General features: G+C 40.1%; 10 protein-coding genes and 1 tRNA gene. 6 read left to right on the top strand and 5 right to left on the bottom strand.

What is annotated here, in order from left to right:
* Positions 1–28: 28 nt before the first annotated feature.
* From DACET_RS08145 to DACET_RS08135, 3 genes are read right to left on the bottom strand one after another with little or no spacing between them, the layout of a single operon-like run.
* Positions 29–1,378 (bottom strand): sigma-54-dependent transcriptional regulator, encoded by a 1,350-nt coding sequence (locus DACET_RS08145; RefSeq protein WP_013010903.1) that lies wholly within the window; start codon positions 1,376–1,378, stop codon positions 29–31.
* 5 nt (positions 1,379–1,383) lie between these two features.
* Positions 1,384–1,980, bottom strand: coding sequence for a hypothetical protein (locus DACET_RS08140; protein ID WP_013010902.1), 597 nt, complete (start codon positions 1,978–1,980; stop codon positions 1,384–1,386).
* Positions 1,920–3,338 carry an ATP-binding protein gene (locus DACET_RS08135; RefSeq protein WP_013010901.1) on the bottom strand — a complete coding sequence of 473 codons (1,419 nt, stop codon included), beginning with the start codon at positions 3,336–3,338 and terminating at the stop codon, positions 1,920–1,922. The genes DACET_RS08140 and DACET_RS08135 overlap by 61 nt, the downstream gene beginning before the upstream one ends.
* A gap of 300 nt (positions 3,339–3,638) precedes the next feature.
* Here DACET_RS08135 and DACET_RS16285 point away from each other — a divergent pair, with 300 nt between their 5' ends.
* The 5 genes from DACET_RS16285 to DACET_RS08115 all read left to right on the top strand — a co-directional run bounded on the left by DACET_RS16285 (position 3,639) and on the right by DACET_RS08115 (position 7,382).
* Positions 3,639–3,815 carry a hypothetical protein gene (locus tag DACET_RS16285; RefSeq protein ID WP_013010900.1) on the top strand — a complete coding sequence of 59 codons (177 nt, stop codon included), beginning with the start codon at positions 3,639–3,641 and terminating at the stop codon, positions 3,813–3,815.
* A 320-nt stretch (positions 3,816–4,135) separates the two neighbouring features.
* A tRNA-Pro gene (locus DACET_RS08130) sits at positions 4,136–4,209 on the top strand.
* Positions 4,210–4,559: 350 nt separating this feature from the next.
* Positions 4,560–4,907: a type II toxin-antitoxin system RelE/ParE family toxin gene (locus tag DACET_RS08125; RefSeq protein WP_013010899.1), complete on the top strand. Its 348-nt coding sequence runs from the start codon at positions 4,560–4,562 to the stop codon at positions 4,905–4,907.
* A complete protein-coding gene (locus tag DACET_RS08120; RefSeq protein ID WP_013010898.1) occupies positions 4,885–5,997 on the top strand; it encodes a helix-turn-helix domain-containing protein in 1,113 nt (370 codons plus the stop codon). The genes DACET_RS08125 and DACET_RS08120 overlap by 23 nt, the downstream gene beginning before the upstream one ends.
* Before the next feature lie 170 nt (positions 5,998–6,167).
* Positions 6,168–7,382 (top strand): IS256 family transposase, encoded by a 1,215-nt coding sequence (locus DACET_RS08115; protein WP_013009968.1) that lies wholly within the window; start codon positions 6,168–6,170, stop codon positions 7,380–7,382.
* 125 nt (positions 7,383–7,507) lie between these two features.
* Here DACET_RS08115 and DACET_RS08110 read toward each other — a convergent pair whose 3' ends face one another.
* Both DACET_RS08110 and DACET_RS08105 read right to left on the bottom strand, forming a co-directional pair.
* The gene (locus DACET_RS08110) at positions 7,508–8,737 is read right to left on the bottom strand and encodes a bifunctional nucleoside/nucleotide kinase/histidine phosphatase family protein (RefSeq protein WP_013010897.1); all 1,230 of its coding nucleotides are present in this window, start codon (positions 8,735–8,737) and stop codon (positions 7,508–7,510) included.
* Positions 8,738–8,917: 180 nt separating this feature from the next.
* The gene (locus DACET_RS08105; RefSeq protein ID WP_013010896.1) at positions 8,918–9,958 is read right to left on the bottom strand and encodes a helix-turn-helix transcriptional regulator; all 1,041 of its coding nucleotides are present in this window, start codon (positions 9,956–9,958) and stop codon (positions 8,918–8,920) included.
* Between the two features lie 266 nt (positions 9,959–10,224).
* Between DACET_RS08105 and DACET_RS08100 the strand changes: the two genes are divergently transcribed.
* Positions 10,225–12,561, top strand: coding sequence for an efflux RND transporter permease subunit (locus tag DACET_RS08100; protein ID WP_013010895.1), 2,337 nt, complete (start codon positions 10,225–10,227; stop codon positions 12,559–12,561).

Genomic DNA, 12,561 nt, shown 5'->3' with positions numbered 1-12,561 from the left:
TCGCTCCCCTTTATCTTTATAGCATCAGCTATCTGAAGTCAGCAGGGTCAATGGAGTGTTTTTTGAGAAGGTCATATAGGTCAGCTCTGTATATGTCTGATATCCTTGATGCTTTGCTTATGTTGCCTTCTGCTCTTTCCATCAGCTGTTTTAGAAAGGATGCTTCAAATTCTTTTTTAGCCTCTCTGTAAACCTGAGTATAGGTTTCAGATTCATGAGCAAGCTTGATATTGTCACCTTTGATTGTACCGACAGACGTAAGCACCACTGCGCATTCTATTACATTCTGAAGCTCACGTATGTTTCCCGGCCAGTCATAGTTTACCATTTTATCTATGGCATCTCCGGAAAAGGATTTTGTGCCGAGAGAGTATCTGTCAGTGTATTTTTTAAGAAAGTGACCGCAGAGCAAAGGGATATCTTCCCTTCTGTCTCGGAGGGCGGGAACCTCTATCTCTATAACATGTATACGGTAAAACAGGTCTGCCCGGAACTCGTCATTCTCTATCTTGTCTTTCAGGTTTTTGTTTGACGCTGTGACAAGCCTGATATCAAGCTTGATAGTCTTTTCACTGCCAAGTGGCGATACTTCTCTGTTTTCAAGAACCCGCAGAAGTTTGGTCTGCATGGAAACAGGCATTTCAGATATTTCGTCTATGAAGACTGTTCCGCCCTGTGCCTGTTCAAAGAATCCTTTTTTCTTTTTATCCGCTCCTGTGAATGCACCCTTCTCGTAACCGAATAGTTCACTTTCCATAAGTGTTTCAGGTATGGCAGAGGAGTTAAACGCTACGAATGGTTTGTCACTGCGAAGGCTTGACTGATGCAGCATCCTTGCCACCAGCTCTTTCCCTGTGCCGCTCTCTCCGTAAATAAAAACATTTGCGTCACTTTTTGCGGCGATAGCTATTCTTTCTCTGATCATTTTCGTTTTCGAAGATTTGCCTATGATAGTTTTAGAAATAGGGGAGTCGCTCTCTTCTGCGTTAATGCGGAGTAGCTGTCTTGAGAAACTGCACTGCTGAACTGCTTTTTCAACCTTAGCAATAAGTTCTTTATAGTCGAACGGTTTTGTCAGATAGCTGAATGCGCCTTCTTTCATGCTCTGTACAGCGTCGTCTATGGTTCCGTAGGCGGTTAGAAATATTACGGGCAGTTCGCTGTCGATCTCTTTTATCTCCCGCAGAAGCTCCAGTCCGGTTTTGCCGTCGTCAAGCCTCATGTCGAAAACTGCCGCATCAAAAACATCACTCTTTATCAGTGAAACAGCTTTTTGGCTGTTGTCTGCTGCAAACGGGGTGTATCCGCAACTTTGAAACCTGAGCCGCAAAATTTCCAGAAGGCTGTTGTCGTCATCTACTAATAAGACTTTTGTCATTTAGGTTACCTAATTATGTTATCATCAGCGTTGAGATCGACTTCTTTCATCATTTCAAGCTGTCTTTTGATTTCATTGTTTTCTTTATTAAGGAGTCTGTTTTTTCTATAAAGTTCTTTATTCTCTGCAATTAGTTTTTTGTTCAGCTCTTCGTGGGTTTCCATATATTCACGTATTTCATTCTGATTTTTAAGCATATCCGCAGATTCTTCCAGCTTTTCACTTAGTTCTGCATTCAGCATTTCAGAGCATATTATGCGTTCCACAAGCCTTTTTATCTTTTCAGCATATACGGCAAAAGCACTTTCGGGATATTTTTCTAAAAGCCTGTCTGAGGTAAAGATTGCTTTCTCTTTGCTGAAGTACGGGCTTTGGGGGTCTGCAAACAAAAGGATATATCCGAACATCCGTTTGTCCTCCTGCTGTTTATGAGATTGTTCGAGGGTAGCATATGCCTGTTTGTAATTTCCTCTGTTCATGTAGGTTCTGAATATTTTGTCTGATTTGTCCGGAAGCAGTGCGCACCCGCCGGATAAAAATATCAGGCATAGCGCAGAGTAAAGTAGAATCGGGTTCCTTCCCCTTTGGAGCTTTCTGCCCATATCTCTCCTCCGTGTCTTTCTATTATTTTTTTGCATATAGCAAGTCCCAGCCCTGTGCCTTTGTATTCAGTAGATCTGTTGCTTCCAAGCCTGTAGCGCTCGAATATTTTTGAAAGTTCATCCTGAGATATCCCTATCCCTTCGTCTTTTACACAGACACACAGGAATTCGCCGCATCTATCAGCAGAGATGGTCACATGTGTGTTTTGGTCTGAGTATTTAAGTGCATTGCCCAGAAGATTTACAAAAACTACAGCTATCTTTTCAACGTCCACAAGCGCTTGGACTTCACCTTTGCTTATGAGTGACGTTACAGTTATATTCCTTCTCTCGGCTATAGGAGCAGTTTTTTCTATTGCTGAATGAGCTATTTTTCCTATGTCTGTCTGTTCAAAGTCATAGTACTCTTTTGCCATGTCAAGTCTTGTTATCTCAAGTATGTTGTTGACAGAATTTATCATTCTGTCGCTTTCGCTGCTTATGATATTCAGTAGATTGTTTGACGTTTCTTTATCGCCTCTGAAATACTCTTCTTTCAGCATTTCGGAAGCTTCACGGATAGATGTCAGTGGTGTGCGCAGTTCATGTGATACGTTTCCGATGAATTCTGACCGTAGTTCATCGTTTTCCTTCAGTCTGTGCACCATTACGCTGAAGTCCTCTGCGAGCTGGCTTATTTCGTATGGACCATCAGAGTTTATATTGTCGGGGTAGCTCCCTTTTGCTACAAGGTGCGTGTTCCCCCTGAGTTTCTTTATCGGAATAACAATATTTCTGGTATTCAGAAAAGCGAGAAGCACAATTAATATGAAGCCTGAGAATATAAATATGAATGCCGCAACCTTCACCTGTTCAGATAGTATTCCTGAGATTTTCAGGCTGTTGCTCCTCTCTTTCATTGCAATGTCCCTGAGCCCTGCGATGGCGTCGGCAACAGGCTGTATATCCGGCTGAATAGTCTCCTTGCTCCTGTTCAGAAGATAGAATTCGCTGTCAGTAATGTATTCAGTGTAAGCAGTCTGGAGACTCTCAAAGGCTTTTAGTTTAGTGTTATCATTTATCAGTGTTCTGATATCGTTAACGAGTCTGTCGGATGCCTCTGTGTAGTCTGTGTATCTGCTGAGAAAGTCGCTGTCCATAGATATCAGGTACTTTTCTCTGAACCCTGCCAGCCCTGATACTGTATTCCTGAGTTTATCGGTATTTTCTATTATGGGGAGTTCTATAGAAGTTATCTGGCGCAGCAGAGAGTTGAGTTTCTGAGTTTTGTTAAAGATATAGGTTATGAAGATAGAAAGAAAAATCAGTAAAATAAGATTTGCAACTATAAGTCTTCCGAAAACTCCAGTCCGTTTCATGAAAGAAGTTTAGCATTTTAAGCAGTTCTATACAACAGCCAACAGCATAAATAAATGCTGAAATTTAAGATTATTTCTCTGACTCATCAATTGTTTATGGGTGCAGGAAATTTCATACAGTTTAAGTCGTTTATAATAAAAGAATTGGTTTTATTTGTATGGAAATCCATGCAGTTTGATGTTTTGCATGAATAGCTGTGTTTTTTGATGAAATGTTATTTATCAGTATCTTATAGTTTTTTAATGTTTTGGCACAGCTTGTGCTTTATATAAATTTAAGAAAAAACACAGGAGTAATTCATGAGAAAAATTATGACTATCGCAATGGCTGGAATGTTCGTACTCGCATCTGTTTCTGCTATGGCAGGGGAAATGACAGATAAAACTACTGTCGCTCCAAATACAGCACAGACAGATACTACAACTACTGATAAGCCAGTAGAGAAACCAGTCCCAACTGAAAAACCTGCAAAATAAGCATACCAAACCAACTACCTATATCTGCTAAAAGGCGGGGGCAATAGCTTCCGCCTTTTTTTATCTATTAACTTTATTTAAGTGAAGTTGTACATCAAAGTGTCGTGGCATGATTCCGGAGCAGACAGTCTGAGGCGGTATTAACGTTGATAACTTTAGTATAAATATCCGTTTCGCTTTCTGGTAATAACTTTACAATATCATACCGGCTGTTCTTTACGGCAGCAAATAAGTAGTGTTGAGTTATTTTTAGAGTTAGAAAATTATTGATTTTGCCGGAAGTCTTTGTTATAACGTTATTCCGCATCAGATGGATATTTCGGGGTGTAGCGCAGCTTGGTAGCGTGTTCGCTTGGGGTGCGAGAGGTCGCTGGTTCAAATCCAGTCATCCCGATACAGAATGGGCATTAATCTTCATCGATTGATGCCCTTTTTTTCGTTAAGGCACATGGCGAGATTAGGCGAACTTGTTTCGGCTTCAATCCAGTCATTCCTGTTTTTAAATCCTTTTAAACCAGTCACTTATAGGCTGGCTTTTTTATTTGTCACAGTTTTTAGTATTTTCTTATGTAGAATCCATAATGTTTCAATCAGAATAAATTTTATCTCTAACAATTTTGTAAAACCAAAATCGATAAAATTATTTTAATTAACCTCTAAGGTTAATTAAAACTTGAGTTATGGCCGAATATGATGTATATTGAGTTTAACTTCTTGACGTTGATAGTAAATTAGGAGGTCGATTTGGATATCGAGTATAAGACCAAGAAATTGGAGGATGAGTGTAATAATTTCAAAAAACTCGTCAAGAAGTATGGGGATAAGAACGCAAAGCTTATAAATCGTAGATTGGACGATATGAGATCTGTAGAAAGTATGGATGAAGTTAGGGATCTGCCAGGAAGACATCATCCCTTGACTGGAGATAAAAAGGGGCAGTTTTCGATAGATTTAGAACATCCTAGTCGTCTTTTATATAAGCCTAGCGAACCGTATGAGAGAAAAGAGGATGGAGGGTTTGTATACTCCAGCATCACAATCGTTGAGATACAAGGAGTGAAAGATACCCATGATGGCAAAAACAAGAAATAAGTATTATCCAGACTATTTACCTCACCCAGGAGAGACACTTGCTGAACTTTTGGATGAGAGAGAAATGTCTCAAAAGGAGCTTGCACTAAGAACAGGGCTTTCTCCAAAAGCAATTAATGAGATTGTAAAAGGGAAGGCTTTGCCAAGTAGAGAAACTGCTGATAAATTTGAGCCAATATTCGGATTGTCTGCTAATTTCTGGATGGATAAGTCTAATCGTTATATGGATTATATTTCAGAGGCAAAAAAGAGACATGAAGCTGAAAAACAATTTCAATTTTTAAAACAATTTCCTTTTGCTAAAGCGTTCAAGTTCAATTTCGTGGTTCCCTTTAAAACAAGAGATCCTTATGAACTTTATGATAACTTTTTAAAATACTTTAAGGTCTCTTCTGTTGAGCAATGGAAAGAAATGTGGTTGAACCCTTCTGTTGCGTACAGGAAGAGTCCTGCCTATGAGAACAATCCTTTTGCGGCTTCTATGTGGCTTAGACAAGGTATTATACAAGCAGAGAATATTGCTTGCGAACTATTCGATAAGCAAAAAGCAAAGAATATTATTCCTGAAATTAAAAAGCTAACGATGGAACCAAATCCAGAAATATTTATTCCTAAACTTCTTGAGCTTTGTTGTTCTGTCGGTATAGCTGTAGTTTTGATTCCTTCTATTCAAGGATGCACCGCTTCTGGAGCAACGAAATGGCTTAATTCAGATAAGGTTATGTTGTTGTTAAGCTTAAGACATAAAACCAATGATCATTTTTGGTTTTCTTTCTTCCATGAGTTTGGTCATATTTTATTACATGGCAAAAAAGATACTTTTATCGAAGATAAAAATAGTCGCGATGTAGTCAAAGAACAAGAAGCAGATGATTTTGCTTCAAATACTTTAATATCAAAATCAAATTGGGATAGATTTGAATATGTAGGTAGATTTGATCAAAAGAGTATCGTTGATTTTGCCAGCAAAGTTGGTGTTGCTCCAGGAATAGTCTTGGGAAGGTTACAAAAGAAAGAATTGTTACCTTATCAACATGTGCTTACTAAGAAATTAAAAGTGTATTATAAATGGCGAGAAGAATCTGCATAAATGTTTAATACCTCAATTTGTGCAATTCAATTGTTTTTAAAATATTTTGAATCTGGCAAAACGGTTCATTCAGATATGTCAGGAACATAAAGTCTGACTTCATGGCATACGAGCGTGTAAATAAAAGTGTGTAAACGTCGTATGTGTTAAACTAACATGCGAGGTTTATGATGAAATTAGACAAGGACAAACTGAAAGAACTGCTTGCTGAAAGCGATGTAAAAACCACAGAAGACCTTCAGGTGTTTATGCGTGACATGATGAAAGAAGTCATAGAAACGCTCTACGAAGGTGAGCTTGAAGCCCATTTAGGCTATAAGAAACATGAACCGAACGTAAGTGACGGCAACAGCCGTAACGGTCGTTCTTCCAAGAAAGTACAATCACAAATGGGCGAAATGGAACTCGAAGTACCCCGTGATCGCCTATCAACCTTTTCGCCTGAAATAGTCAAGAAACGCCAGACAGATATATCAGGCATTGAAGCTAAAGTAATTTCCATGTATGCCAAGGGTATGAGTAACCGTGACATCAAAGAGCACATCTTTGATATCTACGGTCATGAGCTATCGCCGGAGACAGTCAGCGTTATTACAGACAAGATTCTCCCACAGGCTAAAGAATGGCAGAACAGAGCCTTGGAAGAGATATACGCCATCGTCTTTATGGACGGCATGGTTTTAAAGATGCGTGTGGACGGAGCTGTTCGCAACGTCACTATCTACTTTGTGATCGGCATCAGCATGGAAGGTCATAAATCCTGTCTGGGGCTATATCTTGCCGAGACAGAATCCGCTAAATACTGGCTGACAGTTATGAACGAGCTAAAGAACCGTGGAGTACAGGATATTCTTATCTTTGCCGTAGACAACCTCAAGGGCATCTCAGAAGCTATAACAGCCGCTTTTCCACAGTCTGAGATTCAGAAATGCGTAGTCCATCAGATACGCAACTCTCTCCGCTTTGTGCCCTGGAAGGAGCGTAAGACTGTGGCTGCTGACCTCAAGAAAATCTATGCCGCAGCGACCGAGGAACAAGCCAGAGCTGAGCTGGATGCCTTTGCTGAGAAGTGGGACAGCAAATATCCTAACATCTCGAAATCATGGCGGAACAACTGGACTGAGCTTTCTACGTATTTCAAATATTCCAAGGAGCTCAGGAAACTGATTTATACCACGAATCCGGTTGAGAGCTTCCATTCTGCCATCAGGAAATCGACTAAAGGAAAGGGAGCCTTCCCGACGGAAGACTCCCTTGTAAAGCTCTTATATTTAGCTATTTTAGGTATCGAAAAGAAATGGACTATGCCAATCAGGGATTGGGGTGTAATATACTCACAGCTATATATCAACTATGAAGACAGAATTACGACTTTACACAGTTAATATGACAGGCTCATGCATACTGCTTATGCCTTGCAAGGTATGGGGCATCCCGATACAGAATGGGCATTAATCTTCATCGATTGATGCCCTTTTTTCGTTAGGGCACATGGCAATTTACAGAAGTATTAATCGAATTCAGTAAATTTCTTCATTTCGATCAGCTTTTTATATTGTGTTGCTGTGATCTGGAAATATTTATCCTGCGGGATATAGATATATGGAACATCCTCCACATCTCTGAACTCGAACAGAGATAGGATAATCCGGTTAACGCCGCGATGACCTATAATTACAATATTCTCTGCACCGCCACTGAGAAACAGTGCTTTTTTAAGCCCAAACTGAACCCTCTCCCTCATTGTTCTGTAACTTTCACCATTAGGGTAGGTGAAGTTATATTTATCTTTTGATCTGGCTTCATACAGTTCAGGAAAATTCAATCTGAGTTCGTCATAAGTTATGGAGTCACAATCACCTGTATTAATTTCGTCAAACTCTTCAAACGGGACGATTTCAACATCCGGAATTTCCTTTTTTATCTCATAGGCAATCGCCATTGTCCGCTTTTTAGTGCTGGTAAAAATATAGTGGATATCAGTGTTTCTGAAATGTTTTGCAAGATCCGCACCTTGTCTTATCCCACGTTCAGTGAGCTCTGAATCACCACCGATGCGGTTATCAAGGTTGAAATAAGTTTGCCCGTGACGAACCAGATAAAGATTATGGATCCAGCCTGAAACCAGAATGTCTCTGATAAGGTGATAATAGGGGATGCCCGCATCTTTTTCTCTGATAATTTTGTTGTTAAGTGAATCGATTACAATATAATTGGGCTCATCGGTGAGATTATCATATCTGGACTTATAATATTCGATACGTTTCAGAAAGTTTTGTGTAGCTTCTTCTTTGGGTAAATGGCTGAATTCCAGAAGTTCTGTTTTGGTGTCGATGCAGATTTTCAGAAAGTCTTCCTGTTCGTTAACACACTCAATAAAAAGAATGTTGTAGTCGGACATTTCCTCAATGATAGTCTGCCTTCTGTTGCTCGTGACATTAGCAGCGTCAATAATAGCTATATGCCCTATGCCGTTAAGAAAATCTCTGGCGTCACGGATATTTACTAAAGCAATATTTTCTCTGATCTTAACTGCCTTATGGTTATCCGGATTATAGAACTCAAAAGAAGCTGTATTTTCCTTTATATACTTACGCCGCAAGTCACCGTTGTTGAAAATTCTGACATTAAGGTTTTCTTTAGAGAGATTCTCAAGGATTTTCTTGGCGTGGGTGGATTTGCCTCTGGCGGGTAAGCCCATCATTGCGATACAGAGTTTTTTGCGCTCTTTTGTTTGCATATGTCACCTTATTCATTTCTGAAAAGTCTAAATGGTATTGATATGGCAATTAAGCCCCCTTAAGCCTTTTCAGCAGTTACTTTTTTATAACGTAAAAGAGGCTACTATTCCAGAGGGGATCCTAAAATATAAGAATAACATGAAAAGCCTTATTTTAGAGTCGCAGAGTACAGGTTAAGTTTACTGTATCGTTTTAAATTGTGTGATATTGCTTTTGATATGCGAGAGCAGTTGTCCCGGTGTTACTTTGTAATTCTTTTTAAATGCAGTGATAAAATGACTTACGTTTGTATAGCCTATGTCCCATGCAACCTCGCTGACACTGTAATTACCTGTTTCAAGCATCTGTTTTGCTTTTGACATTTTTTCAGACTGTATATAGCCATATATTGTTGTGCCGAACATCTCTTTAAAACCAGCTTTGAGCTTAAAGTCGTTGATTCCGGAAAAGCGTGATAATTCATGCAGACTTGGCGGAGTTTCTATGTGGCTGGAGATATACTGCCGGATATCCATCATTTTTTTTATTTCATTCGGCTGTAAGACAGATTTGTTTGATGAGATGTTTGCCATAAGGTGCTCAGAGAACGCATAGTTTAAAATCTCGTAAGCCTTTGCTTTAATAAATAAGCTTCTGCGGGGCTCGGAATACTGGCAAAATATAATAGATTTTGCCACAGCTTTCAAAAGAGGTGACACTTCTGTTATATCCAGAAGGAAATCAGAGTTCTGTTCGAAGTAAGGTCTATATTTATCCTTAAGGTAGAGCAGGCTGCTGCCGAAAAGCAATTTTGCTAAACGGTTGTCAAATGACAGGCTGAGCCCCTGAACATTTGTTGTTGACTTTTTTATAACATGTCCGCTGATGTTGGATGTTTTGGAGATGAAGAATTTTGCTCCCTTGGTGTATTCCTTCCGCAGGAGTTCTCCATCTTTGAAAAAATCCATTTCATAATCACACTGTAATGAACATCCAATATATAAGGGGCTCTCCAGATATTCAAATTCGGTGCTGAGTTCGACATCGGCGGGGATATCAATTATGTTTAGGACAAGCCCTGTTTGTATTTCAATGCTTTCTGTGTAGCGGCTCATAACATCCATTTCCTGTTTCGGGCATCCTATGGTTGTCTCGGTATAAGATCCGTCGCTATTCTTAATTTTATATGTTGCAAAGTCTTTATCCATAGACATTCTGATTGGAGCTTTTGGTTTGCTCATGACTCATCTCCGTTTTTGAAAGTACAGTTTTGGCTTTGCTTTGCGACGCTCAAAGGCACTTAATTACAAAGCGTCAGATAAATAGTCTGATTGTTCGATAATGATTTTCAGTATCATTATATTGACTGACAGAGGGTTTGGCAAGCAAAAATAGAATAGATAACGTCACTGATTACAAAAAACGGGTATTTATTATCCATTATCGGGCAGAAACCTTTCATTAAAAGTTCTAAATAGTTAAACAGCAATGAATAAGGAGTTTCTCTATGAAACTGAACTATATAAAAATTTCTGAGTGGTTCAGCGGTCTTGCGGGACTGGTTGTAAGATTTCGCTGGTTTGTACTGGCAGCAGTTGTATTTATAACCCTATTATTCGTGTCTGGTATGAAAAATCTGACTTTTGATAATTCCTCAGATATCTGGTTTGTAGAAGGTGATGAATCCGTTGTCATTATGGAGCAGTTCGAGGAGGCATTTGGTAACGATGAGTTCCTCAGTCTTTTCCTTAAGGCTGATGCTAACGGCAGATTTACCCCTGAGATGCTTAGGAAATATCAGGATTTGATGTATGAAATCGAGACTGAAGTCCCTTATGTTAAAAAGGTAACATGGCTTGGGAATGTTGAATGGATAGAATCAACTTCAGAAGGTCTGGATGTCGGTGGTTTCATGGATCCAATCCCAGATTCTCAGGATAGGATTAACGCGTTTCTCGACATGGCTCTTACCGAGCCGTCCTACGTTAATGCTTTTCTGAACAGGGGTAAAAACCTTCTTGCGATGCATATAGAGCTTTACCACTATGGGCTGGACAGTGAAGACAGAAACCCAAGATATTCAGTGGCAGAGCCCCTTTATCAGCTGTTGGAGTCGGACAGATATGCTGATCTTGATATTTTGGCGGCTGGCGGTCCGGCTATGTCTTATAAGTACGACAAGCTTGTTGCTCAGGACGGCAAAAAGTTTTTTATGATGACCGTGATAGTAATGTTTGCTTTATTGGCATGGGTCGGCAGAGGGTTCAGAGGTGTTATCCTCCCTCTGGTCGTTGTTGTCCTGCCGGTGTTCTGGACAATGGGTGCGATACCCCTGATGGGGTTCAAGGTGAATTTTCTGACAATGGCATTGCCCACAATACTGATATGCGTCGGCATAGCTGACTCTATGCACTATATCTCTGCATTTCATGATTACACAGATAGCGGGTTTGGCAGACGTGAAAGCCTGAAGAGAGGTTTAGGCATAACAGGAAGGGCAATACTGCTCACGACAATTACGACAATGGTTGGTTTCCTGTCATTTCTGACAACCCATGTTCAGCCTTTCAGAGAGATGGGGCTTTATGTTGCCCTTGGTGTCTTTTTTGCAATGGTGGCAACTGTTATGCTGGTTCCTTCGATATTTTCATTCGGCAGAGAAGGCATCGTCACAGGAGGGGGAACGGAGCACCGGAACGATATCTTTGACAAAATACTTTACCGCATATTCAAAATAACAACGGGGCATCCATGGAAGATTGTTGTTGTGTTTGTTTTTCTGGTAGGTATGTCTGTGTATGGTCTGACTCTTGTTAAAGTCGAATCAAACACAATGAAGCTTATCAAGCAGGGCAATCCGTTTCGTGACAGCCTGGACTATATAGATGCTAACATGGGCGGTGTTCTCTCACTAGAGTTTATGCTGGATACCGGTCGTGATAACGGTATAAAAACATCCGATTTTATGAAGAAGCTGGACAGATTTCATATGGATGTTGAGTCATACGGGGACGTTACAAAAGTCTCCAGTATTACCAGTGTGATCAAGAAAATGCGCAAGGCTCTTCACAATAACAATATGGACTATTATGAGATCCCAGGTGCAGATTCCGCAGTATCTCAGTACCTGTTTATGTATGAAACATCAGGTGGAGATGAGATGGATAAAATGGTCACGTTTTTATCAGATAAAGCAAGAGTCACTGTCAAAACAAAATCCCTTTCAACCTACGAGCTTAAAAAGATAAAAGAATATGCAGAAATGAGAGCGGAAGAGATTTTCGGAGATGAAGTAAGTGTACTGACCTCCGGGAGTATGTACAGGTACATTCGTCTGAACGATATTCTGGGTGAGGGGCAAAGGAACAGTTTTATCGCTGCGATGATAGCAGTGGGCATCATAATGCTTCTGCTGATGCGTTCACCTCTGCTTGGGATTATCAGCCTTGTACCTAATGTGTTTCCGGTAATGATATCCCTTGGTCTGTTGGGGCTTGCAGGTGCTTATGTTGATGTAATACTCATGAGCTTTGCTCCTGTGATAATAGGTGTTGCGGTTGATGATACCATACATTTTTTTACCCGTTTTAAACGTGAATTTGATATGGGTAGCGGCTATGAAGATGCCCTGAAAAAGACATATATGACAGTAGGCAGACCGATAGTGTTTTCAACGATGGTGCTTGCTTTAGGATTCGCTCCTTTCATGCTTTCTCAGCTGACAGGATATGTGAAGAATGGCTTTATGATGGGCTGGGCGTTCAGTTGGGCATTGATAGCCGATTTCTTCCTTGCACCAGCTCTTATAATGATACTGAAACCTATGGGTAAAAAGAGGAGATAA

The sequence above is a fragment of the Denitrovibrio acetiphilus DSM 12809 genome, assembly GCF_000025725.1.
In the GTDB taxonomy this organism is placed as follows: Bacteria; Chrysiogenota; Deferribacteres; order Deferribacterales; family Geovibrionaceae; genus Denitrovibrio; species Denitrovibrio acetiphilus.
This window is presented reverse-complemented; position numbering and strand designations above follow the sequence as displayed.